Annotated in this window: 21 protein-coding genes; 7 read left to right on the forward strand and 14 right to left on the reverse strand. The window is 57.7% G+C overall.

Features of this window, described 5'->3' with window-relative positions; all coding sequences use genetic code 11:
- Positions 1 to 3 precede the first annotated feature (3 nt).
- On the reverse strand, positions 4 to 642 hold the full coding sequence (gene lolA / locus E8K88_RS00185) for an outer membrane lipoprotein periplasmic chaperone LolA (RefSeq protein WP_136404624.1): 639 nt from the start codon (positions 640 to 642) through the stop codon (positions 4 to 6).
- Positions 643 to 874: 232 nt separating this feature from the next.
- On the opposite strand from lolA, the gene E8K88_RS00190 reads away from it, so the two are divergent.
- Positions 875 to 2,398 carry an AMP nucleosidase gene (locus E8K88_RS00190; protein ID WP_136404625.1) on the forward strand — a complete coding sequence of 508 codons (1,524 nt, stop codon included), beginning with the start codon at positions 875 to 877 and terminating at the stop codon, positions 2,396 to 2,398.
- 205 nt (positions 2,399 to 2,603) lie between these two features.
- Here the strand turns inward: E8K88_RS00190 and E8K88_RS00195 are convergent, their stop codons facing one another.
- Together E8K88_RS00195 and E8K88_RS18455 are read right to left on the reverse strand one after the other, a co-directional pair.
- The gene (locus tag E8K88_RS00195) at positions 2,604 to 2,975 is read right to left on the reverse strand and encodes a thioredoxin domain-containing protein (RefSeq protein WP_136404626.1); all 372 of its coding nucleotides are present in this window, start codon (positions 2,973 to 2,975) and stop codon (positions 2,604 to 2,606) included.
- A gap of 12 nt (positions 2,976 to 2,987) precedes the next feature.
- A complete protein-coding gene (locus E8K88_RS18455) occupies positions 2,988 to 5,528 on the reverse strand; it encodes a DNA translocase FtsK (RefSeq protein ID WP_276606643.1) in 2,541 nt (846 codons plus the stop codon).
- A gap of 287 nt (positions 5,529 to 5,815) precedes the next feature.
- Between E8K88_RS18455 and trxB the strand changes: the two genes are divergently transcribed.
- The 3 genes from trxB (at position 5,816) to E8K88_RS00215 (ending at position 8,988) form a co-directional block, all read left to right on the forward strand.
- Positions 5,816 to 6,778 carry a thioredoxin-disulfide reductase gene (trxB, locus tag E8K88_RS00205; RefSeq protein ID WP_136404628.1) on the forward strand — a complete coding sequence of 321 codons (963 nt, stop codon included), beginning with the start codon at positions 5,816 to 5,818 and terminating at the stop codon, positions 6,776 to 6,778.
- Positions 6,779 to 6,844: 66 nt separating this feature from the next.
- Positions 6,845 to 7,963, forward strand: coding sequence for an NAD(P)/FAD-dependent oxidoreductase (locus E8K88_RS00210; RefSeq protein WP_136404629.1), 1,119 nt, complete (start codon positions 6,845 to 6,847; stop codon positions 7,961 to 7,963).
- Positions 7,964 to 8,013: 50 nt separating this feature from the next.
- Positions 8,014 to 8,988 (forward strand): WaaS/CpsH family glycosyltransferase, encoded by a 975-nt coding sequence (locus E8K88_RS00215; protein ID WP_136404630.1) that lies wholly within the window; start codon positions 8,014 to 8,016, stop codon positions 8,986 to 8,988.
- Between the two features lie 98 nt (positions 8,989 to 9,086).
- Here E8K88_RS00215 and E8K88_RS00220 read toward each other — a convergent pair whose 3' ends face one another.
- The 8 genes from E8K88_RS00220 to def all read right to left on the reverse strand — a co-directional run bounded on the left by E8K88_RS00220 (position 9,087) and on the right by def (position 15,535).
- Positions 9,087 to 9,638, reverse strand: coding sequence for a FlgO family outer membrane protein (locus E8K88_RS00220; RefSeq protein ID WP_136404631.1), 552 nt, complete (start codon positions 9,636 to 9,638; stop codon positions 9,087 to 9,089).
- Entirely contained in the window at positions 9,635 to 10,216 is a 582-nt protein-coding gene (locus E8K88_RS00225) for a hypothetical protein (RefSeq protein WP_136404632.1), read from the reverse strand. Before E8K88_RS00225 ends, E8K88_RS00220 begins: the two co-directional genes overlap by 4 nt.
- Positions 10,217 to 10,541: 325 nt before the next feature.
- Positions 10,542 to 11,732 carry a phosphoglycerate kinase gene (locus tag E8K88_RS00230; protein ID WP_136404845.1) on the reverse strand — a complete coding sequence of 397 codons (1,191 nt, stop codon included), beginning with the start codon at positions 11,730 to 11,732 and terminating at the stop codon, positions 10,542 to 10,544.
- Between the two features lie 162 nt (positions 11,733 to 11,894).
- Entirely contained in the window at positions 11,895 to 12,230 is a 336-nt protein-coding gene (locus E8K88_RS00235) for an AzlD domain-containing protein (RefSeq protein ID WP_136404633.1), read from the reverse strand.
- 13 nt (positions 12,231 to 12,243) lie between these two features.
- The gene (locus tag E8K88_RS00240) at positions 12,244 to 13,011 is read right to left on the reverse strand and encodes an AzlC family ABC transporter permease (protein ID WP_136404634.1); all 768 of its coding nucleotides are present in this window, start codon (positions 13,009 to 13,011) and stop codon (positions 12,244 to 12,246) included.
- Positions 13,012 to 13,299: 288 nt separating this feature from the next.
- Positions 13,300 to 14,313: a methionyl-tRNA formyltransferase gene (gene fmt, locus E8K88_RS00245; protein WP_136404635.1), complete on the reverse strand. Its 1,014-nt coding sequence runs from the start codon at positions 14,311 to 14,313 to the stop codon at positions 13,300 to 13,302.
- Positions 14,313 to 14,897, reverse strand: a complete 585-nt coding sequence (locus tag E8K88_RS00250) for a hypothetical protein (RefSeq protein WP_136404636.1) — start codon at positions 14,895 to 14,897, stop codon at positions 14,313 to 14,315. The genes fmt and E8K88_RS00250 overlap by 1 nt, the downstream gene beginning before the upstream one ends.
- A gap of 125 nt (positions 14,898 to 15,022) precedes the next feature.
- The gene (gene def, locus E8K88_RS00255; protein WP_136404637.1) at positions 15,023 to 15,535 is read right to left on the reverse strand and encodes a peptide deformylase; all 513 of its coding nucleotides are present in this window, start codon (positions 15,533 to 15,535) and stop codon (positions 15,023 to 15,025) included.
- A 248-nt stretch (positions 15,536 to 15,783) separates the two neighbouring features.
- Here def and E8K88_RS00260 point away from each other — a divergent pair, with 248 nt between their 5' ends.
- Both E8K88_RS00260 and dprA read left to right on the forward strand, forming a co-directional pair.
- On the forward strand, positions 15,784 to 17,043 hold the full coding sequence (locus E8K88_RS00260) for a LysM peptidoglycan-binding domain-containing protein (protein ID WP_136404638.1): 1,260 nt from the start codon (positions 15,784 to 15,786) through the stop codon (positions 17,041 to 17,043).
- A 149-nt stretch (positions 17,044 to 17,192) separates the two neighbouring features.
- Positions 17,193 to 18,521 carry a DNA-processing protein DprA gene (dprA, locus tag E8K88_RS00265; RefSeq protein ID WP_136404639.1) on the forward strand — a complete coding sequence of 443 codons (1,329 nt, stop codon included), beginning with the start codon at positions 17,193 to 17,195 and terminating at the stop codon, positions 18,519 to 18,521.
- 490 nt (positions 18,522 to 19,011) lie between these two features.
- Here the strand turns inward: dprA and apbC are convergent, their stop codons facing one another.
- Positions 19,012 to 20,100 (reverse strand): iron-sulfur cluster carrier protein ApbC, encoded by a 1,089-nt coding sequence (gene apbC, locus E8K88_RS00270; protein ID WP_136404640.1) that lies wholly within the window; start codon positions 20,098 to 20,100, stop codon positions 19,012 to 19,014.
- Positions 20,101 to 20,426: 326 nt separating this feature from the next.
- Here apbC and E8K88_RS00275 point away from each other — a divergent pair, with 326 nt between their 5' ends.
- Positions 20,427 to 20,948 (forward strand): restriction endonuclease, encoded by a 522-nt coding sequence (locus E8K88_RS00275; protein WP_136404641.1) that lies wholly within the window; start codon positions 20,427 to 20,429, stop codon positions 20,946 to 20,948.
- Between the two features lie 111 nt (positions 20,949 to 21,059).
- Here the strand turns inward: E8K88_RS00275 and E8K88_RS00280 are convergent, their stop codons facing one another.
- Complete coding sequence (locus E8K88_RS00280; protein WP_136404642.1) at positions 21,060 to 21,818, reverse strand: iron ABC transporter ATP-binding protein; 759 nt, start codon at positions 21,816 to 21,818, stop codon at positions 21,060 to 21,062.
- A gap of 22 nt (positions 21,819 to 21,840) precedes the next feature.
- Positions 21,841 to 22,857 (reverse strand): iron chelate uptake ABC transporter family permease subunit, encoded by a 1,017-nt coding sequence (locus tag E8K88_RS00285; protein ID WP_136404643.1) that lies wholly within the window; start codon positions 22,855 to 22,857, stop codon positions 21,841 to 21,843.
- Positions 22,858 to 22,859 lie beyond the last annotated feature (2 nt).

Raw genomic sequence — 22,859 nt, forward strand, 5'->3', positions numbered from 1 at the left:
CGTTTATTGCGCCTCGCGAATCACATCCGCACCGGCTGGCGGCGTGAACTGGAACTGCGCGGCATCCACCGGCTGATTGGCTTTGAAATTGCTGAATTGCAATTGCGACAGCTGTGCAAAATTGTCCTCAATATTCAGTGCCTGCAAGACCTCGCCTTTAAAACCCATGCGCAGGCTGCGCAACTGGCCATCTGCGGCCTTGGGCGTGGCCAGCACCCACTGCAGGCCGCCGGCCTCGGGCTCGGCTGTAAGCACATAATCTTTCTCCAGCGCAGCGCGCGATGTCGCAGAAGAAATAATCGCTGCTGGCGTATTGTTGAGCGCTTGCGCCTGGTCGCGCGAGGTGGCCTGATTCAGGTCTTCGTCGTACACCCACAAGGTCTTGCCATCGCCAACAATTTCCTGAGGGAATGGCTTGGTGTAGTCAAAACGGAATTTACCCGGGCGCTCAAACGCAAAAGTGCCGCTGGATGTGCTCACACGGCCTGGCTCGCCATTTTTCTCTGGCGCCGTCACGGTCTGCGTGAAATCTGCCTGGCCTGAGCGGACATTCAGCAAAAAGCCATCCAGTGCTTGCAGGCCATCGGCCATGCTCCATGTTGAACACAGTGTGATTGCCAATGCCAAAGTAATTTTTTTCATCTGATCCTTCGATTGCTTTGCATAGGGATTGTGCCTGATCTGCCAGGGCGACTACACGGCGCTCGCACTTTGCTGCATGTAAGCCGTGCTATAGCCACCAACGGTATGAACCGATTGGGGTTGACAAGTTCAGCCGCTTTTCGCATCTTAAAGCTGGCATTGAGGCCTTTGAAGCCGCGTCATAATCAAACCCAACAATAATGCATTGATTACTGAACCGATACTGCACACCATGACGCATACCACCAAGACGACCCTGCACCACAGCGCCAGCAGTGCGCTGCAAGCCATCACGCAGCTCTACACCGAGCAAACCCAGCGCCTGCAAGACGGTTTGGCACGTTTTCTCAAAGGCGAAGACACCGGCCCAATCCATGCGTATTACCCGTTTGTGCGCATCACACCCACGGACACGGTCGAGAGTGCACTGGCATCTTTCAACACCCGCTGGGCCTATGGCTTTGTTGCCGGGCCTGGCTGCTTTGAGGCCACGCTGACACGTCCCGACCTGTTTGCCAGCTATTACCTGGAGCAATTTGAATTGCTCATCAACCACCACCATGTGCCGCTGGAGGTGGGCCTGAGCCAGGAGCCGATTCCGGTGCACTTTGCCTCGCTGGAGCAAGGCCTGGCCGATGCGGAATTGAGCATGCACCGCAAGCAGTTGCTGCACATGTATTTTGATGCGCCCGATCTGGCCCGCATTGATGACGCGATTGCCAATGGCACAAAGCAAACGGCTGCTGGCACTGCCGAGCCGCTGTCCTTGTTCAATGCCCAGCGCGTCGACCTGTCGCTGCAGCGCCTGCGCCACTACAGCGGCACAGCCGCCGAAGCCTTCCAAAGCTATGTGCTGTTCACCAACTACCAGTTTTATGTGGAAGAGTTTGTGCGCACAGCCCAGCTGGAAATGGCGCGCGAGAACAGCCCCTATATCGCCTTGGTCGAGCCAGGCAACCGCATCACCTGGCGCACTGGCTATAGCCCAGCACCAGACCACCCACTGCAATTGCAGTTGCGCGGCCAGAGCGCTGCCAGCGCCTCAGGCGCCCATACCAGCCGCCTGCCACAAATGCCGGCCTACCATTTGGTCAAAGACAACCAGCAAGGCATTAGCCTGGTCAATATTGGCGTAGGCCCGGCCAACGCCAAAACCATCACCGACCACATTGCTGTGCTCAGACCGCATGTGTGGATGATGGTGGGCCACTGCGCCGGCCTGCAAAACAGCCAGCAACTGGGCGACTACGTGCTGGCGCACGGCTATATCCGCGATGACCATGTGCTCGACCAGGACCTGCCGACCTGGGTGCCCATTCCGGCGTTGGCTGAAGTGCAGTTGGCACTGGAGAAGGCCGTCGCAGAAGTTGCCGGCGTCAGCGGCTTGGAAGTCAAGCGCATCATGCGCACTGGCACGGTGGCCAGCACCGACAACCGCAACTGGGAGTTGCTGGAGCATGCCATTCCACTCCAACGCTTCAAACAAGGCCGCGCAATTGCCCTGGACATGGAAAGCGCCACCATTGCCGCCAATGGCTTTCGTTTCCGCGTGCCCTACGGCACCTTGCTGTGCGTCAGCGACAAGCCACTGCATGGCGAGGTGAAATTGCCTGGTATGGCCAACCATTTCTACCGTGGCCGCATCTTGCAGCACTTGCAAATTGGCATCAAGGCGATTGAATTATTGCAAGAGCAGGAATCGAGGCGACTGCACAGCCGCAAACTGCGCAGTTATGGCGATGTCGCATTCAGATAAGCCGCAGGTTGGCGCTACCGGCACTCTCCAGCGGCTCAGAGCCTGCTCACCATCTCCGCGCAGGTGCGTAAGCCACACAAAAAAAGCAGTGCAAGGCGCCTGTTGCCGCTCATGTGTCTGTATGAGCAAAGGGCAGCGTCGCAATGCGCTTTTGGGGCCTTGCCTTTTGGGCTTCAGCGCGGCTGAGCGCAGATTGTGAACAGGCTCAGGGCCAGATCTGTGCACACAGCGCACGCCAGGCCGCTTGCAGTGCAGGCGCCTGGGCTGCGGCAGATGGCTGGGCGTCCAGGCGCGCAATCAATTGGCGCAGCACAGCCTCGCTGGGCAGGATCTCGCCCCAAAACACCAGCGTATTGCCATAGCCGATGGCGACCGTGGGAAAAGTCTCGATATCGACCTCGCCCAAGGCGTCAGAAATTGCCGGTTCTTCGACATCGACCCAGTGGGCCTCAAACCCTGGGGCCTGCTCGGCATAACTGCTCTGCACTTGTGCAAAAGCTGGCTGAAATTGGCGGCATACACCGCACCAGGCAGCACACAGGCCAATCAGCCGCAATGCTGGGGCCGCCTCAGTCATGTGCAGCCATTCTCAATCCCCACCTCGGTTGGGCACCAGAATATCGCGCTGGCCGTTGCTGGTCAGCGCACTGACCAAACCGGCGTTTTCCATGTCTTCGAGCAAGCGCGCTGAACGGTTATAACCAATGCGCAGCTTGCGCTGCACGTAGGAAATACTGGTTTTGCGGTCTTTGAGCACAATCTCCACCGCCTGGTCGTACATCGGGTCTTTCTCGCCCCCTGCGCCACCGCCTGCGGCCGTGCCTTCAAAGTCCACCGCCCATTCGCTCTCGTTTTCGCTGCTGACGCCTTCGAGCACACCGTCAATGTATTCGGCCTCACCCATGCTTTGCTTGATGAATTCGACCACACGGTGGACCTCGTCATCGCTGACAAACGCGCCATGCACACGCACTGGCAGGCCGGTGCCGCCCTTCATGTAGAGCATATCGCCCATGCCCAGCAGGGCCTCGGCGCCCATTTGGTCGAGAATCGTGCGGCTGTCGATCTTGCTGGAGACCTGAAAGGCAATGCGTGTTGGCACGTTGGCCTTGATCAGGCCAGTAATCACATCGACGCTGGGGCGCTGCGTAGCCAAAATCAAATGGATACCAGCGGCGCGTGCTTTTTGCGCCAAGCGTGCAATCAACTCCTCGATCTTCTTGCCGATGACCATCATCAAATCGGCCAATTCGTCGATGACGATGACGATGTGCGGCAACGTTTCCAAAGGCTCAGGCTGCTCGGGCGTCAGGCTGAATGGGTTGCCAATGATCTCACCGGACTCTTCAGCCGCCTTGACCTTGGCATTGAAGCCGGCCAAATTGCGCACCCCCATCTTGCTCATCAGCTTGTAGCGGCGCTCCATCTCCGCCACGCACCAATTGAGGCCATGCGCGGCCTGCTTCATATCGGTAACGACGGGGCACAGCAGGTGCGGAATGCCTTCGTAGACCGACATTTCCAGCATTTTCGGGTCGATCATCAGCATCCGCACTTCGCTGGGCTCGGCCTTGAACAGCAGCGACAAAATCATCGCATTGATACCCACGGATTTCCCAGAGCCGGTCGTACCTGCGACCAGGCAATGCGGCATTTTGGCCAAGTCGGCCACAACCGGATTGCCAATGATGTCCTTACCCAGGCCAAGCGCTAACTTGGACTTTTCGTCCTGGTAAACCTCCGCGGCCAGAATTTCCTTCAACTGGATCGACTGGCGGCGCGCATTGGGCAGCTCCAGCGCCATGTAGTTCTTGCCAGGGATGGTTTCAATCACGCGCACTGACAACAGCGACAGCGAGCGCGCCAAGTCCTTGGACAAGTTCACAATTTGCGAGCCTTTGACGCCGGTAGCGGGTTCGATCTCGTAGCGCGTAACCACTGGGCCTGGCTGGGCCTCGACCACGCGCACCTCCACGCCAAAGTCCTTGAGCTTTTTCTCAATCAGGCGACTGGTCATCTCCAGGGTTTCTGGCGCAACAGTCTCCTGGCGCACTGGCACAGGATCGAGCAAATTCACCGAGGGCAAAGCCCCGCTCTTGGCATCTTCAAACAAATGCTTTTGGCGTTTGACGGCGGTCGTGACCAACGCCGTTTCATTGGGCGCGCTGGGCAATGGGTCATCCCACATCGGCTCCAGCCGCTCTTCAGGCGTGGTGGTCGCATAGCTGCGCCCTGGCGCTGGCTCCTCATCCCAAGGCAAATCGTTATTGCCTTGGTACATCACCGGCTCAATCGGCGCGGCATCTTCTTCTGCCGTGCTGGCGCGTTGGCGCTTGCCTTTGGGCGCAGGCTCGGGCTTGATCTCTTGCAGCGGCGGCAGCACGCTGTCCGACAGGCCCAAATCCCCATCGGGCTCGTCCAGCAAGGCTTCGCGGGTCAACACCACGTCTTTGGCCACATGTTCTTCACGTTCTTTTTGAGCACGACGACCCGTGCGTGCGTCGCGCATGCGCTCGCCCACCAGCCGCACGCGGTCCACCCATTTTTCAATCCAGGCACCGGTGCGCTCAGCCAATTTGCCCCAGGAAAAGCCCAGCACCCACGAAAATGCCAGCAAGGCCAGCACGATGGCAGCCACAGTCGAGCCGGTGTAGCCCAGCCAGCGCACGGCCAACGGCGCCACCCAGTAGCCCAAAATGCCACCAGAATGGTCGGGCAAATTGACCTCAAAGCGGTAAAGACGCGTCCACTCCAGCACCGCGCAAGCGCATAACAGCAGCAGCACACTGGCCAGCCAGCCTATGCGCTGGCCCCACACCTTGAGCATCATCAAGCGGCCATCAGGGCGCGCCTGGCTTTTGCCGCGCATCCAAGCCCTGAAAGCCCACCACCAGCACAAAGCCAGCGCCGCAACCAGCACCCAGACCGAGTAACCGAACAGGAAGTAGCTGATATCGGCCCAGTACGCCCCAATGCGCCCGAGCCAGTTGTGCGACTGGCCTTCCAGCGCAGTCTGCCCCGACGATGACCACGCTGGATCGTTGGGCGAATAGCTCCAAAGCGACAGCACCCAGACAGCGCCCAGAATCAACGCAGAAAACAGCAGCACGTCTTGGCCAAAACGACTCAAGAAACCTTGCCCTGCCTGATTAGAAGAAGAATTAAATGTATTAGCTGAAGATCGCATTAGCAAACTGACCAGGCTCTTAAGAGCGGCTGAAAGCGCATAAATCGGTGGAAAACGCCTTGAATCAAAGCATCCTCCCTTGTCACGGTGTTGTATTGCTCGGGCTTCGCCCCCACACCTAGCGAACTCCCTACAATGGTGGCATGCAGCCATGCATCACCGACATTCGTTTGCGATTATCGCAAAGAGCAGCGCGAGATGCGATTCCTTTGCAAAAATTGGTTCCAAATATGAGCACATCCAACACATTACACGCCAAAGTTCTGATTCTGGGTTCAGGCCCTGCCGGATACACCGCTGCCATTTACGCCGCCCGGGCCAACTTAGAGCCCGTTTTGGTCACCGGCATGGCGCAAGGCGGTCAACTGACCACCACAACTGAAGTGGACAACTGGCCAGCAGATCCTTTGGGTGTGCAAGGCCCAGAGCTGATGGAGCGGTTTCTCAAACACGCCGAGCGTTTTGAAACCCGCATCGTTTTTGACCAGATCAACCGCGTTGATTTCTCCAAACGCCCATTCACGCTGTACGGCGACAGCGGCACATTCACCGCCGACAGCGTGATCATTGCCACCGGTGCCTCGGCACGTTATCTGGGCCTGCCATCCGAGCAAGCGTTCATGGGCCGCGGCGTGTCAGCTTGCGCGACCTGCGATGGCTTCTTCTACCGCGACAAGCCAGTCGCTGTGGTTGGTGGCGGCAATACCGCAGTCGAAGAAGCGCTGTACCTGTCCAACATCGCCAGCAAAGTGACCTTGATCCACCGCCGCGACAAATTCCGCGCCGAGCCGATCATGATCGATAAGCTGATGGACAAGGTCAAGGTCGGCAAGATTGAGCTGAAACTGCACAGTGTGCTGGACGAAGTACTGGGCGATACCTCGGGTGTGACCGGTGTGCGCATTCGCAATACCAACACCGATCAGACCGAGGATGTATTACTGCATGGTGCCTTTATTGCGATTGGTCACAGTCCCAATACCGAGATTTTCAAAGACCAGATCACCTTAAAAGACGGCTACATCGTCACGCAAAGCGGCCTGAACGGCTTTGCCACGCAAACCAGCGTACCAGGCGTGTTTGCCGCCGGTGACGTGCAAGACCATATCTACCGCCAAGCGATCACCAGCGCAGGCACCGGTTGCATGGCTGCGCTTGATGCACAGCGCTTCCTGGAGCAACACGAAGCCTGATGGCAGGCAGGGGGCGCACCACAGCTCCCTGCCCCCTCACCCCGCCCTTTCCCCCTTCTGACTTCAATGGCCTATCCAACCGTTGTCATTGGTGCCGGTGTCGTGGGTTTGGCAGTAGCTCGTGCACTGGCCCTGCAAGGCCAGGAAGTGATTGTGCTCGAAGCCGAAACCGCCATTGGCACGCAAACCAGCTCGCGCAACAGCGAGGTGGTGCATGCTGGCATTTACTACCCACCAGGCTCAGCCAAAGCCCGCTTGTGCGTGGCAGGCAAAGCAATGCTGTACGACTACTGCACAGCGCGCGGTATTGCGCACCAGCGCATTGGCAAGCTGATTGTGGCCACCGAAGCAGCGCAACAAACCCAGCTGGCCACGATGGCCGAGCGGGCCCAAGCCAATGGCGTGCACGATCTGCAATGGCTGAGCGCGGCCCAGGTGCACGTCTTAGAGCCAGAGCTGCGCTGCCATAGCGCCCTGCTCTCGCCCAGCACCGGCATTGTTGACAGCCATGGCCTGATGCTGAGCCTGCAAGGCGATTTGGAAAACGCCGGTGGCGTGGTGGCCATCGCCTCACCGGTCGCGGAGATCGACGCCCGTGCGCACGCTGCCAATGCCCAGGCACCGCTGCTGGTTCGCACTGAAGATGGCACCGAGCTCGAAGCTGGCCTGGTCGTCAATGCCGCTGGCCACGGCGCCATTGGGCTGGCCCACCGCACCCAGGGCCTGGATGCGCAGCACATTCCTACGGCCTTCTTTGTCAAAGGCCAGTATTTCACACTCAGCGGCCAAGTGCCGTTTCAGCGCTTGATTTACCCGGTGCCGCAAATTGGCGGCTTGGGCATCCACCTGACGCTTGATTTGGGCGGCCAAGCCAAATTCGGCCCCGATGTGCAGTGGACCGACAGGGCCGATGATTTAGTCGTCAATCCGGCTGACCAGCAACGCTTTGCCGAGGCGATTCAGACCTATTGGCCGACGCTCAATGCAGAGCGTCTGCAGCCCGGCTATGCGGGCATGCGGCCCAATATTGGCGGCCCTCACATGGTCTCGCCCGACTTTCTGATCCAGGACGCAACAAGCCACGGCTTGCCGGGCCTGGTCAACCTGTTTGGCATTGAATCACCAGGCCTGACCAGTTGCCTGGCGATTGCCGAGCAGGTCGCTGCAAGCGCAAGCCTGCATTGATGCCGCTTGCTTGGGACAAGCTGTTCTTTTTTTGCCAACACCTGCACTGCATGCTCTACATCATCTCGAACTTCGAGTCTGCGCTCACGCAGTTCATTTTTGCTGGACTGCAAAGAGACGATGTGCGCTTGATTCAATACCACAGCAAGCCCGCGACACTGGCTGGCAAGCTCACGCGCTGGTTAGAGGTACAGTTCCCCAAGCGCCGCCTGGACTGGTACTACCCCGCCGCGTTGCGGGCCCAGCTCGATGGCATTGGCCCAGGCGACAGCGTGCTGATTTTTGCACTGGGCAATACCAAGGACATGGTGTTGCTGGGCAAGTATTTGCACGGCAAACAAGTCCATGCGTTTTTGTGGAACCCAGTACTGGAGCACAACACGCCACAAGGCATTGCCAAAGCCCTTGAGCGGCTGACTGCAATTGAACAGCTGACGCCATCCATCTACAGCTTTGACCGCGCCGACGTGGCCCAATACGGCTTGCTCTATGCCCCCCAGCCGTTTCGCCACATGGAGGCAGGTGATGCGCCTGCCGCTGCCCAGTCACCACCAACCGATTTCTTTTTTCTAGGTTACGACAAAGGACGACTGCCGCTTTTGATGCGTCTGAAACAAGCCGCCGATACGCTGGGGCTGAGCTGCCACTTCCACATCTTGCCCGATGCCGGCAAAACCTACAGCGCCGCCGAACAAGCCATGCTCAGTACGGGCTACCTGTCGTACGCAGACAATATGGCCTTGTCGCAACGGGCGCGCTGCCTGATTGACATCGTCCAGGCGACCCAGTCAGGTGCAACCATGCGCAGTGTCGAAGCCTTGTTCTTGAACAAGAAACTGATCACCACGCGCCAGTTGGCCCTGCAAGAGCCTGATTACAACCCCAGCCGAACGCTGGTTGTGGACTCCAGCACTGCAATCGACTGCCAAGCCTTGCTGCACTTCATGCAAAGCCCCTTCGTGCCGGCCTCAGACGCGATCCGCACCGAGCACGAGATCAACACCTGGCTCAATCGGTTTATCTGATCTTCGCCGGCCAACTGACCGGCCATGAAAAAACCGCTGCACGGCCCAAGCCTTGCAGCGGTTTTGACTATTGGCCTGAGCAGGCTAGTGAGCCATGCTTACGGCATTTGCAGCAAACGGCGCACGTCGCGGTTGTTAGGCAGTGCGTAGTCGTAAGCGCTGATGATGCGGCTGTCTTCGGTGCGCACCAGTTTCAGGCTGACATAAGTAAAGCGCGAAGCGGCCGAGTAAGTGCCCACCAAGACCAATGAGGAGTTTTGGCTTTTGGCCACGTTTTGCACTTCGCGCGAGAGCAGCAATTCGCCGGTGCCTTCTTGCACAAACACATTGCCACGCAGTTTAATTTCACGCACATTCAAACCTGCATTGGCCAATGCAGAGGCATATTGCTCGGACAACGTACGGCCCAGTGGAGCGGACACGCGTGTGTCATTGACATCCACAATCGTCGCCACCAGCAATGGACGGTTTTGGAATGTCTCAGGCGCAAAGCCTGCAATCAGCTCCAAGGCGGCGTCCTGGTTGGTCTTCAAAAAGGTATTGGCAGACGCTTCCTGGTAGCTCGGGTCAGTGCGCACCGCATGGGTGTTGTAAGAGCAGCCGGTCAAAGCCAGGGCCGCGACCAATGAAGCTAGGAATGGGACTTTCATTGACTCACCACTTTCATATTCAAGCTATTAAATTGATTGCCCACATCATAGAGACCGGCATCGATATTTTCCAAATAGTACACATCGGTGGTGCGAGAAACAAACCGGCCCTGGTTGATCACCGAGGTCGTCAGCACCAACTCTGTGCCAGTTTGGGCCGAATAACCAGGCCCAGGTGAGGACAGGTGTTCCAGCGCGAGATTGGATTTGTGGGGCACGACCTGCGCGTTGTAGACGACGTAGAACTGGCTGCCTTGAGGCTGGCTTTGCACGGCGGCGCCACGCTCGACCAGGTCAGTGGTGATCATGTCACGAAATGCCAGATCGAATTTGGATGGTTGCTCGGGCAGCGCCACATAGAAAGGCGCAGCCTGCGTCACGCCGATGGACTCCAGCGTCTGCACCGTGCGGTCTGCGGCATCGGCACTGAGGGCATGCCAATGCTGGGCAGAACGGACTTTGTACTGTGACGTCTGTTCAAAATTCTGCGACAAAGGAATCGCGCTGCTGGTGCAACCTGCGGCCAAAGCTGCCACGGCCAGACACAGTGCGCTTACGCTCAAAAGGCGCTGATGCATCGTAACTCTCCTGATGGCCAAAACGATTGGGTGGTCGGATCGGCCGTTTGTTTGTTGAGCCAAGCAGAAACTTTCACCAGACACCCCGCGTTGCGCATGCAAGCTGCACATCTGCAGCTTGCGCATCCAGCGCAAGACGTCAGAAAAGTTTCTTAAAGTAACTTGTTAGCGAATAGATTCTGTATTGGATAACAATCTTGCGCAAGGCCAGACGCTGAAGGCCAGGGTTTTGGTGCTTTTTTCCAAAAACATTCCAAAATTGACGAGAAAGCGACATTTTTGCGCCACTCGCCCACCTCCAGCGCCAGTCCAAGCAGGCATTTGTTTAGGCCGCGCGTTTGGCCAAAATTTCAAACGCTGGCAAGGTTTTGCCTTCCAGCACCTCCAAAAACGCCCCGCCGCCTGTAGAGATATAGCCAATTTGCGACTCCAAATCGTATTTGGCAACGGCGGCCAAGGTATCGCCACCACCGGCAATGCTGAACGCCTCTGAGTTGGCAATCGCCTCAGCCAGGGTTTTCGTGCCGTTCTCAAACGCATCGAATTCAAACACCCCAACCGGACCGTTCCAGACAATCGTGCCTGCTGTCTTCAATTGCTCAGCCAGACGCTGCGCAGTGCGCGGGCCCACATCCAAAATCATGTCTTCAGCAGCCACTTGCGTGGCATTTTTCACCACTGCTTTGGCATCAGCAGCAAACTCGGTCGCAGTCACCACATCCTCAGGAATCGGCACGACGGAGCCACGCTCGGCCATCAGTTGCATGATGCGCTTGGCTTCGTCAACCAAGTCCACTTCAGCCAGGCTTTTGCCAATTGGCAGACCTGCGGCCAGCATAAACGTGTTGGCAATGCCGCCCCCGACGATCAAGGCATCGACCTTCTCGGCCAGGCTGCGCAAAATCGTCAGTTTGCTGGAGACTTTGGAGCCGCCAACAATCGCCACCAGCGGGCGCTTGGGTTGGCTCAGCGCCTTGCTCAAGGCATCGATTTCAGCTGCCAGCAATGGGCCAGCACAGGCAATCGGCGCGTATTCGGCAATACCGTAGGTCGAGGCCTCGGCGCGGTGGGCCGTGCCAAATGCGTCGTGTACGAACACATCGCACAGCGCAGCCATTTTCTTGGCCAAGGCAGGGTCGTTTTTCTTCTCGCCCACATTGCCACGGCAATTCTCGAGCAAGACCACCTGAGCAGGCGCGACCTCGACACCATCGACCCAGTTGGCCACCAGGGGCACGTCTTGGCCAAGCAGCTCACTCAAACGTTTGGCCACCGGTGCCAGCGAATCCTTGGCTTGCAACTGGCCTTCGGTTGGGCGACCCAGATGGCTGGTGACCATCACAGCTGCGCCCGCTTTGAGTGCCAGCTCAATCGCCGGGATCGAGGCCCGAATGCGTGTGTCTTCCGTGATCTGGCCCTGCTCATTCAAAGGCACATTCAGATCGGCGCGAATGAAGACACGCTTGTCTTTGATGCGGCCTTGCTCGCACAAATCGGAAAAACGGATGAACTGCATACTTGGCTCCATGGAGATGACATTGGGCATGCCACCTCAAAACAACGCTGCGCAGCGCGTCCCAGGTGGCAAGGCGATTGAGAAAGGGCTGTATTGTCGCGTAAAACCTACCGCCGATGCGCCAAATCGCACCTTATCAGTCACATGCTAGCTGGCCGCGCCCTACCAGCCCATACCCAGACGCAGCGGCAAATACACAGCCATGCCCACCACAATCGTGCCCAAAATGCCTTTGCGCCAGTAGTAGTACGCGACAGCAAACGGGACCGCGCAGATGCGCGCATCACGCAGCGTCTGGCTCAGCATGCCATCGGTAATCACCATCTCGGGAATGATCACCGCCGCCAATGCGGCCAGGGGTGCGTATTTCAAGCCGCGCTTAAGCCAAGCTGGCAGCGGAATCTCTTTATCAGGAAACATAAAAAAGCCGCGCGTGATCAAAGTCACTGCGGTCAGGCCGACAATCATGGCCAACACCCACCAATCGTTGCTATACATGAACTTGCCTGCGTTAGGAAGAAGAGGACTGTCTGGCTTTGAGGGTTTGCTCCAGCGACTCAAAGATCAAACCAATCACAATCGCCGCAGCAATCGCCACCAGGATATTGAGCTTGAGCGGCAGCGCATAGGCCACCACCGCCACCGCCCCCGCAACCAGCACAGCCAAATAGGTATAGCGATCAACCAGCAAGGACAAGGTCACGCCCAGCAAAGCCAAAATACCGGCAAAGCCCAAACCCCAGTGCAGCGGCACAAACTGGGCCATGAAAATGCCTGCAAACGTGGTGCCCTGCCACACGCACCAGGTCACCGTCGCCCCGCCCCAAAAATACAAGCCTTGCTCAGGTGAGGGCTCGGCCTTTTTATAGCGCCTGAAAAACATCACAAACAGCATGTCGGTGCCCATATACATCATCCACAAGCGCTTGTGCCTGGGTAGATGGCCAAATGGCTCGCGCCACAGACTGCTGAAAATAATGAAACGCAGGTTCACACACAAACCAGTCAGCCACATCACCCACAGCGGCGACTGGCTGGCCAGCAGCGGCAGCACTGCCAATTGGGAGCTGCCGGCGTACACCAGCAAGGACATCAGCGCAGCCATTGGCACTGACAAACCGCTTTTGACCATCGCCACACCAGTCACCAGCCCCCATGCCCCCACGCCCAAGGCGACCTGCGCCTGGTCTTTGGCACCTGCGCGGAACGCTGGATGGGCAAAGGCTTGGCGGATTTTGCGCTGCCATGGCAGTGCCTGGGAGGTGTCAGGAAGACTCATAAACCGGCTGGGCTCGTGTGGTCAGTGCGAACACTGCTTAAATCTTAGATAAAAGAGCGCACCATGGCAGCGTCTGAACAAACTGCTGCTGGCTAAGCGCCATTGAGGCCATGGGTAATGGCTTGGCTGGGGGCCTGGACTGCGCTGTCAGCCAGGCCACAACTGCCCGCGGGCATGCCGCCAATGGCAGCGCCACACAGGCTAGCTCTCTATTATGTACCGTTTACGCCGATGGCCAACCAGCACAGCTGGTTGGCCAGCCTTTATTGAGGCCCTGGCGCAAGGCGATTAAATGAATCGATCGCCTGCCTGCATCTCAAAACCATTGAGAAATTGCTGCACGTTCAAGCGCTTGCCGCCTGCACGCTGCAATTCAAGCAAGCGCAGCGCCGATTGCCCGCCACAAGCGACCAGCACACCCTGATTGCGGTCGACTGACAGCACAAGCCCTGGCTGCAATGGCTCCGTGGCAGAGACAGATTCCGGCTGCGCCATCCAAACCTTGATGGTCTCAGCCTGCTCGGGTGTTGCCAGCTCCACGCCGTGTTTGACAAACTGCGCTTGCGCGGCAGGGAATGGGTTGAAGGCTTGCACTTGCTGGGCCAGGCTGCGCGCATCGCGCGTCCAATCCAGACGGCTTTCTGCCCGGCTGATTTTTTCAGCATAGGTCACGCCCTCTTGGGGCTGGGGCTGGCTTGGCAGCGCCGTGGCCGATTGCTGCAGCCGCTGCATCGCCTGCACAATGCTGTGCCCGCCCAGCACCGCCAGACGGTCGTGCAATTGTCCCGTCGTCTCGCCTGCCTCGATCGCCAATGCATCCATCGAAATGATAGCGCCGGTATCCAGTCCTTCGTCCATTTGCATGATGCTGATGCCGGTTTCTGAATCGCCTTGCTCGACCGCACGGTGAATGGGCGCTGCACCACGCCAGCGAGGCAGCAAGCTGGCATGGATGTTTAAACAACCAAAGCGCGGCAACTCCAGCACCCAGGTGGGCAATATCAAACCATAGGCCGCAACGACCAGCACGTCCAGGTTCAGCGCCTGCATTGCCGCTTGGGCGCTCTGTGCTTGCTCTGCGAATTTGCCATTCAAGCGCAGCCCATGCGGCTGCAATACCGCAATGCCGTGCTGCAAGGCCAGCTGCTTGACGGCTGAAGCCTGCTCTCGCATGCCGCGCCCTGCAGGCCGATCAGGCTGTGTGAGCACCAGGGAGGGGGTAAAACCGGCGGAAATCAAAGCCTGCAAGGCTTGGCTGGCAAACTCAGGCGTGCCAGCATAGGCAAAACGAAGTGGGGACATTACATGGTCGTATTGTTGGGGTCAGCCTCGATCTTGATGGCAGTGACCAGGCCTTTGGCATTGACGGTGATGCTGACAATGAAGTAGCGGTTGTACTCGCGAAAACCGTATATCCAATTGCGGCTGCTTGCACGCTCCTCGGCAGCTTCGGCAGATTCAACCGGCGCAGGCGCATCTCCCAATGCATCAAGTATGCTCGCTCGCAGACGGTCTTGGCGTTGTGGCGGGCCGAAATTTTGCTGCAATTGTGCCGAGGTCCAAACCTGGGGCTGGACCCGCTCAAAATTGCTGCGATTCCAGGCAGGCCCGGCACTGATCAGCAAGCCCTGCGCATCAAAATCGACCCGATCACGCTGCATGTCACGGATTGCGACGTTGTAAAACCAGCTACTGCCTTCGGGGTAGGAGTAGATCGCAAACGGCTCACCCCGAATTTGGCGCAACTGGTCCTGCGGCATGCCTTGTGCAAACGTGCTGGGCGCGGCCGAGGCATTCGACGAATTGCGCAAGCCGTTGTCAGGCGACGCGCAGCCAGCCAGCGCAGCAACAGCCAAAACAAGCGAGAAAACAATACTGGGCTTCATGCGTCAGAGTCCAAAGGTAAAGGGGGGCGAACAAGGCATCAGCCCTGGGGCAGATGGGCGCGCACTTGGCAGTTGCAACGATAGGCTATTGGTGAACCTGTCCAATTCACAGCCGAGTCAAGCGCTCAAGCCTCAGACTTGTTTTTCGAACGCTTGAGCATTTTGGTTTTGATGCGATTGCGCTTGAGCGGCGACAAATACTCGACAAACAGCTTGCCCATCAGGTGGTCCATCTCGTGCTGCACACAAACCGCTTGCAAGCCGGTAGCCTCGATCGTGCGCCACTGGCCATGCTCGTCCTGCGCCTTCACATGGACTGCCACATGGCGCTCGACGCCATCGTAAATCTCAGGCACCGATAAACAGCCTTCATCGCCGAGCGACTTCTCGGCACTGGCCCAGACAATTTCAGGATTGATCAGCACCAGCGGCTCGTTGCGCTCCTCGGTCGTGTCCATCACCAACATACGCACGTGGATATCGACCTGCGTGGCAGCCAAGCCAACGCCATTGGCTGCGTACATGGTCTCCAGCATATCAGCGGCTGTGCGCTTGATCTGCTCATTGACCTCGGCCACGGGTTTGGCCACTGTATGCAAGCGTTGGTCTGGATATTCAAGAATGTTGAGGATTGCCATAGTCGATCACTTAGTAAACTGTCGCTATTTTCGCAATTTTTGCGATCTATCGCACTGAAACGGGCATTAATCATTGATTAATGAAGGCCTTACAATGAGAATCTATGCAAATTGTCACATTTTGGGACGATTGCCAGCAAGACCGGCCTCACCGCTTGGGCAAGAACATCTCTTATATCTGACGCGTTTGTCATTTCCGCATGCTGCTTGGCTGCTAGGATACTGTGTTGCTCCTAAGGCGCATTTCAATGTCTGATTCAGGCTTGTTTATCACCATGATTTTGAACCAACCTATAAAAATTCAATACAGCCTCAGCCGTTTTTCGGATAAAACAAGCCTTGCCCTGGCTGCTGCCCTGCTGCTTTGCAGTGCTTGGGCCAACGCGCAAACTCCCACCTATCCTGTGACAGCCAACCAGGCCCAGCTTGCCAACCAAGTGGCGGCGCAAGGCGTTCCTGTGTCGGCCTTGAATGCCAATGCACCCAGCTCCTACACCGTCAAACGTGGCGATACCCTGTGGGGCATTTCAGCGCTGTACCTGAATCAGGCTTGGCGCTGGCCTGAGCTGTGGGGCATGAACCTGGATGCGATTCACAACCCGCATTTGATTTATCCAGGCCAAGTGCTGCACTTGAGCATCGACAACGGCATGGCCAGGCTTTCTGTCGATCCAAGCGCCACCAGCACCCTCAAGCTCTCGCCCTCGGTGCGTTCAGAGCCTTTGTCTGCCACGGCCTTGCCCACCATTCGTCGCGACCTGATTGAGCCCTTCCTGGTGCGCCCGGTCATCAAGGACGAGTCAGAGCTCGAGCGCCTGCCCGATATCTTGGCCTCTGCCCATGAACGCCTGATTTCTGGCGAAGGCGACACCATCTATGCGCGTGGCAGTGACCGCCTGCCCTTGTCAACCCGCGATGGCGCGCCCAATAACTATTCCATCTTCCGCCAGGCCAAACCCTTGCTTGACCCTGAAACCAAAGAGGTGCTGGGTTACGAAGGCGAATTCGTCGGCCAGGCGCGCATTGTGCGCGATGAGTTCTTTGAAGAAGTGACCGACAAAAACGGCAAAGCGCTGGAAGAATACCGCCCAGCCACGATGCAAATCACCAAGTCGGCAGCGGAAGTGCGGATTGGCGACCGACTCGACCTGATTCAGGAAGATGCCGATTACGCCAGCTTTGTACCACGCTTGCCGCCTGCGGATACGGCTGGCCGTGTGGTCTCGCTGTATGCCGATGTCGCCCTCTCTAACGCCAGCTCGGGCCAGGTCGTCGCAGTCAATCTGGGACGCGACAATGGCATTGAACCTGGTCAGGTTTTGCAATTGCTCAAAAGTGGCCGACTGGCCCGTGATCCAGAAAGCGGGCCGAATGCACGCATTCGCTTGCCCGATGAGCCCAATGGAGTGCTGCTGATTTTCCGCGTATTTGACCGTGTCTCGTACGGCTTGATCATGGACAACACCGACGCAGTCAACGTCGGCGATAAGCTCACCAGCCCGTCCTGATACACCCCAGCTTGCCCACGTAGGCAAGCATTGATCAACAACCGCCAAGGCCAGCCTGGCGGTTTTTTTTATACTCGCGCCTGGGCCTTCGCACGCACAACTGACCTGCTGCAGCACGCAGCGCCTCTGCCCACCTCAAGGAGAGCTGCATGACGCGAGAGGAATTTGAGCACCATATTGCCCCCTGGCTGGCCCTGCAGAACTGCCCAGGCATCGGGCCATTTCGCGCCAACACCTTGATTCGGCAATTTGGCTCGGCCAGCGCCGTGTTTGCGCAACCCACAAACACCCTGGCCGATGTGTTGGGCAGCGAACGCTACGCCATAGCGCTGCGGCAGGCCCTGCGCCCCGAGCAACGCTTGGCGCATGAGGCCGTGTTTGCATGGCTGCACAGCCCCGTGCCATGGCCAAGCCATGTGCCGCTGGAGAAAGCCCTCATTACCCAAGCGGATGCGCGCTATCCTGCGCAACTCAAAGAAATTGCCGACCCACCACTGTTGCTGTATGCGTTGGGTGCCAGTGCCCTGCTGGAGTCCAACGCACCACTGTGGTGGCAGCAATGCCTGGGGTTATTGGCTGTAGTCGGCAGCCGTGCTCCCACGCCACAAGGCCAACACAACGCCTTGTACTTCAGCGCCGCAGTGCAACAAGCGGGCCTGTGCGTAGTTTCCGGTTTGGCCCAGGGAATCGATGCCGCAGCCCATGCTGGCGCACTGACAAATGCCCCGCAAGGCTGCTTGGCCACGGTGGCCGTGATGGGCACGGGCATTGACCGCATCTACCCCCATTACCACCAAGATTTGGCCCAACGCATTGCCAACTGCGGCCTGCTATTGACGGAGTACGGACTGGGCCTTGGCCCACTGGCTGGCAACTTCCCCAAACGCAATCGCATCATCACTGGTCTGTCGCAAGCGACGTTGGTGGTAGAGGCAACCGAAAAATCCGGCTCACTCATTTCAGCACGGCTGGCGGCAGAGCAAGGCCGCGATGTGATGGCGATTCCCGGCTCGATCCACGCGCTCCAATCCAAAGGCTGCCATGGTCTGATCAAACAAGGCGCACAATTGGTCGACCAGGTGGGCGATATTTTGGCGGAATTTGGCCTGCCTGCCCCTGCTGTAGATGGCATCGCAAACAGCTTGCCAACGGACATCAGATCAGCCACAGTGGCAAAACCAGCGCGTGCCACGCAGCGCACCGCACAAGCGCCCAGCGCCCTCACCAAGGCAGCCAGCCTGACACACCACGCAACACCACCAGCAATGCCAGATCAGTTCAAGCAATCCGAACACAAACACAACAGCGCCGCCACCCTCTTGGAGGCGATGGGCTACGACCCTGTGCCACTAGAGCAACTGCAAGCCCGCACAGGACTGGCTACAGCAGTATTGCAAGCCCAATTGCTGGAGTTGGAATTGACGCAGCAGGTGCAGCGGATGCCAGGCGGGTATTACCAGCGCATCGCGCTGGCTTGAGCGCACTGCAAGCTGGTTTGAACCCCGCCTGACTGCTGCAGGCGGCCAAACAAGGCATCGCATTGTGCACGCCCAGCGCTGTCAACTGCATGCTCCGGCGGCTGGCCGTCATGGCTGACAGCTTCCTAGCCAAGGCCCTGCGGATTGTGGCGACCAGCGGCGCCCAAAGGAGCCAGCGTGCGCAAAACAGCGCTACCGCTACTGCCCAAGCGCTTGACCAAACGCGCCAGCGCTACCCTTGATGCGAGTTCAGCTGCCCATAGCGGATACCCCCAGCAACAAACGGCCAATGCCTTGTGTTTGTGCCAAGACCTGCAGGGCCTGAGCGTCCGACTCGCAAGACGCAGGTAGCAAGACGCAGGTAAAAAGCGGCCTACGCCGCTCAGCCTCGATTCACAAAAAAAGGCCAACGCACGGTGTGCGATTGGCCAATGCTGTGCTGATCGCCAAGTGGCCGGAGCAAGCCCGGCCACTTGGCGCATGCGTGCTATCAAGTCGATTTGCTAATCGTAATAGATGGAAACTTGTGGCTGTAGTCTTTGCTGCGCTGGGCCACTTTGGACGCCACTTTCAAGGCAATATCGCGGTACAAACCTGCCACCTTGCCCGCAGGATCTGCCACCACCGTGGGTGCGCCACCATCGGCCTGCAAACGGATTTGCATGTCCAGCGGTAAAGCGCCCAAGTAGTCAATGCCGATTTCAGCGGCCAGGCGTTTGCCACCGTCTTCACCAAAAATGTGCTCGCTGTGGCCACATTGGCTGCAAATATGCACAGCCATGTTCTCCACCATGCCCAAGATCGGCACACCGACTTTTTCAAACATGCGAATGCCTTTGCGGGCATCGAGCAACGCGATGTCCTGGGGCGTGCTGACAATCACCGCGCCAGTCAATGGCACACGCTGGCTCAGGGTCAGCTGGATATCGCCGGTGCCAGGCGGCATGTCAATGATCAAGTAATCCAGGTCAAGCCAATTGGTTTGGCGCAGCATTTGCTCCAGCGCCTGCACGGCCATCGGGCCACGCCAGACCATGGCTTCGTCCTGTTTGACCAGGAAACCAATCGACATCGCTTGGATGCCATGGTTTTCAACCGGATGCATGGTTTTGCCGTCGTCGCTTTCCGGCCGCTGCTGCACACCCAGCATCATTGGCTGGCTGGGGCCGTAAATATCGGCATCCAAAATACCGACACGGGCCCCCTCTTGTGCCAATGCCAAGGCCAGATTGACTGCGGTAGTGCTTTTGCCCACACCGCCTTTGCCTGATGCCACCGCGATGATGTTGCGCACTTGTGGCAGCAATTGCACGCCTTGCTGCACCGCGTGTGCAGCGACCTTGAGCTCAAACTCCACCTGTACGCTGGCTGCGCCCGCGCGCTGGGCCGCCGCTTCTATGTCGGCACGAATCTGCACGTGCTGTGAGCGCGCCGGATACGGCATCAGCACTTTGAGGGACACACGATCCCCGTCAATTTGCAGGTTTTGGATGCGTTTGCTTACGACAAACCCCTCACCTGTATAAATATCTTTTACACTCGCCAGTTCTGCGAGCAGGGCTTGTTCCTGCACTGCCATATTGGAATAGTACTTTCCTCAAATAAGGGAGATCAAACGCAATGGTTGTCCATCGATAAAATGGCTGGCTTCATCGGTGCGGCCTGAGGGCCCGCGGCATCGGATGCCAAGCCTCTCATGCAAGGCGCAGCCATAAAGGGCCAATGACGACAACCACGCCAAAAAGAACGCTGCGATTTGCGCACAATACATAAAAACGATCTGCTGCAGCCAGCAGCCAGCCCGCTTCTTCTCTATCACTTACATCGCAATACGTTGTGAAATTCAGAATTCCACGCCATTCTCTTTTTGGTCTTTTGCTACGTTCACCGTGGTGGATTAGCATTATGCTGGCCATCGCTTTGTCTGCACTGCTCGCGGCCTTAATCCCGCGCGAATATGTGTTTTTTGCCATCGTCGGCACCTTACCGCTGTTTATTGTGGGTGTGGTGGCGCTGTGGCGGCAGCTGCAAACCCCTAGCCAAGAGCGTCGCGAAGCGATTTTGGCAGAAGCTGGGCACATGAACTGGGACAGTTTTGCCAAAAGAGCCAATGAGTCCTGGCGCATCCTGGGCATCCATGCCAGCCAGCCTGAGCACGCGGGCGCAGACTGGCGCATTGCCCAGGATGGCAAGTACACACTGGTGTATGCGCGCCGCTGGAAAGCCTCGGTACATGGCCTGGAGCCCTTGCGCCAATTGGCCGAAGCCATGGAGTCCACTGGCATCAACCAGGGTCTGTACATCGCAGCAGGCGGCGAGCTCAGCCCGCCAGCACTGCGTTATGCGCGCGAGCACAATATTCAAATCTGGCTGGGCGATTCGCTGTCGCTGTTCTTGCTGGGTAAGGAGCCGCCATCGGCCTCCTAAGAACCTGTTCATCATCTCAACAAAGAACAGGCTCTAAAAGACCCGTACTCAAACACCAAGGGGCCTAATGGCCCCTTTTCGCATGCACAAACCAGTCGTTGTCAGTCGTTTTCAGCGGTAGTAAACGCAGATTCTTTGACCATGGATCTCATGGACCTGAATGTCGAGCTCATACAGCGGCTGCAGCACTTCGGGGCGCACCAACTCTTTGGGCGTGCCCATAGAGGCCAGCTGACCATTTTTCATCGCCACGATGCAGTCTGAATAGGTGGATGCAAAATTGATGTCGTGAATCACCACGACCACGGTTTTGCCATGTTCATCGGCCAGGTTGCGCAGCAAGCCCATCATGCTGACGCCATGGTGCATATCGAGATTGTTCAGCGGCTCATCAAGCAAGATGTAATCGGTGTCCTGGCACATCACCATTGCCACAAATGCACGTTGGCGCTGGCCGCCCGAGATTTCATCCAAATAGCGGCCAGCCAGTGGTGTTAGCTCGAGCATCTCCAATGCACGGTCAATATGCACCACGTCGTCGCTGCTCAAGCGCCCTTTGGAATGCGGAAAGCGTCCAAACGCAATCAAATCGCGCACTGTCAAGCGCAAAGACATCGGGTTGTCCTGCCGCAAAATCGCCAAGCGCCTGGCCAGCACATCGCTGCGTGTGCTGCTGACATCCATGCCATCGATCAGAATGCGGCCGCTGTCCATTGGCATCAGACGGCTGATCATCGACAGCAAAGTCGATTTGCCTGCACCGTTGGGACCAATAAAAGTGGTCACACCTCCCTTGGGGATTGTCAGACTAACACGGTCGACAACAGCCGTCTGGCCATAGCGTTTGGTGACATTTTCAATTTCAATCATTCCAGTCCCCCCACTCGCGCACTCAGCGTTTTTTACCGCTTAAGAGCAATAACAAAAACACCATGCCACCAATGAATTCAATCACCATGCTCAAGGCCGAGTTGTAGCCCAATACATATTCCAAGATCAGTTGACCGCCCACCAAAGCCACCACCCCCAGCAACACCGAGGCCGCCAAGGTATAGCGGTGGCGCATATTGCCAATGAACTGGTAGGCCAGATTGGTCACGAGCAAGCCCAGGAAGGTCACTGGCCCCACCAAAGCGGTCGAGATCGAAACAAGTACGGCAATGCAAAACAAAATCTGCATCACACGCTTTTGGTAGTCGACCCCCAGGCTGATGGCCATATCGCGCCCCAGGGCAATGACATCAAAGCTATGGCGGATGCGCCACAAAAACAGGCTCAGCAGCACCAGAGCCACGCTAGACGCCAGCAGCAAATCGACGGCAACCACATTGAAACTGGCAAAAAAGCGGTCTTGCAAGGAGCCGAATTCACTCGGGTCAATCAGGCGCAGCATCAACCCAGTCAACGCGCGAAACAAGACCCCGAGCACCACCCCGACGAGCAGCATCAAATGCAAGCTGCGCACAGCGCCTGAAAACAGTGCGCGAAACAGCACAAAGGCCATCAACACCATCACCGCTGTTTCGCCTGCAAACTTCCATGTGGGGCTGAACGTGGAGACGGCCTGCATCCCAAACACATAGGCCAGGCTGGTCTGGATCAACAAATACAAGGCATCAAAGCCCATGATGGCCGGCGTCAGAATGCGGTTGTGCGTGATGCTGTGAAACAGCACGGTGGAAACCCCCACCGCATAGGCCACCAACACCATGGCAGCGAGTTTGCTGCCACGGTATTGCAACACAAACGCCCAGTCGGTTTTGACCTGAATGGTCATGAACATCAGCACGCACACCAGCGCGAGCAGCGCCAGCAAGCCCAGTTTGACACCTGGGCTTATGCCGGTGAGGCGGCCAGACCACGCGCGGCCAGCTGTGCCAGCACGAGAAGCTTGAGTCAGTGCATCCATCA

The organism is Lampropedia aestuarii (assembly GCF_004803635.1).
In the GTDB taxonomy this organism is placed as follows: Bacteria; Pseudomonadota; Gammaproteobacteria; order Burkholderiales; family Burkholderiaceae_C; genus Lampropedia; species Lampropedia aestuarii.

Bases quoted from the DNA above. Each gene is read 5' to 3' on its own strand.
- E8K88_RS00285 (WP_136404643.1), bottom strand. From the start codon at position 22,857: ATGGATGCACTGACTCAAGCTTCTCGTGCTGGCACAGCTGGCCGCGCG.
- E8K88_RS00240 (WP_136404634.1), bottom strand. From the start codon at position 13,011: ATGAGTCTTCCTGACACCTCCCAGGCACTGCCATGGCAGCGCAAAATC.
- E8K88_RS00215 (WP_136404630.1), top strand. From the start codon at position 8,014: ATGCTCTACATCATCTCGAACTTCGAGTCTGCGCTCACGCAGTTCATT.
- E8K88_RS00260 (WP_136404638.1), top strand. From the start codon at position 15,784: ATGTCTGATTCAGGCTTGTTTATCACCATGATTTTGAACCAACCTATA.
- E8K88_RS00225 (WP_136404632.1), bottom strand. From the start codon at position 10,216: ATGCATCAGCGCCTTTTGAGCGTAAGCGCACTGTGTCTGGCCGTGGCA.
- apbC (WP_136404640.1), bottom strand. From the start codon at position 20,100: ATGGCAGTGCAGGAACAAGCCCTGCTCGCAGAACTGGCGAGTGTAAAA.
- E8K88_RS00220 (WP_136404631.1), bottom strand. From the start codon at position 9,638: ATGAAAGTCCCATTCCTAGCTTCATTGGTCGCGGCCCTGGCTTTGACC.
- lolA (WP_136404624.1), bottom strand. From the start codon at position 642: ATGAAAAAAATTACTTTGGCATTGGCAATCACACTGTGTTCAACATGG.
- E8K88_RS00210 (WP_136404629.1), top strand. From the start codon at position 6,845: ATGGCCTATCCAACCGTTGTCATTGGTGCCGGTGTCGTGGGTTTGGCA.
- def (WP_136404637.1), bottom strand. From the start codon at position 15,535: ATGGCAATCCTCAACATTCTTGAATATCCAGACCAACGCTTGCATACA.
- dprA (WP_136404639.1), top strand. From the start codon at position 17,193: ATGACGCGAGAGGAATTTGAGCACCATATTGCCCCCTGGCTGGCCCTG.
- E8K88_RS00190 (WP_136404625.1), top strand. From the start codon at position 875: ATGACGCATACCACCAAGACGACCCTGCACCACAGCGCCAGCAGTGCG.
- trxB (WP_136404628.1), top strand. From the start codon at position 5,816: ATGAGCACATCCAACACATTACACGCCAAAGTTCTGATTCTGGGTTCA.
- E8K88_RS00230 (WP_136404845.1), bottom strand. From the start codon at position 11,732: ATGCAGTTCATCCGTTTTTCCGATTTGTGCGAGCAAGGCCGCATCAAA.
- fmt (WP_136404635.1), bottom strand. From the start codon at position 14,313: ATGTCCCCACTTCGTTTTGCCTATGCTGGCACGCCTGAGTTTGCCAGC.
- E8K88_RS00280 (WP_136404642.1), bottom strand. From the start codon at position 21,818: ATGATTGAAATTGAAAATGTCACCAAACGCTATGGCCAGACGGCTGTT.
- E8K88_RS00195 (WP_136404626.1), bottom strand. From the start codon at position 2,975: ATGACTGAGGCGGCCCCAGCATTGCGGCTGATTGGCCTGTGTGCTGCC.
- E8K88_RS00235 (WP_136404633.1), bottom strand. From the start codon at position 12,230: ATGTATAGCAACGATTGGTGGGTGTTGGCCATGATTGTCGGCCTGACC.
- E8K88_RS00275 (WP_136404641.1), top strand. From the start codon at position 20,427: ATGCTGGCCATCGCTTTGTCTGCACTGCTCGCGGCCTTAATCCCGCGC.
- E8K88_RS00250 (WP_136404636.1), bottom strand. From the start codon at position 14,897: ATGAAGCCCAGTATTGTTTTCTCGCTTGTTTTGGCTGTTGCTGCGCTG.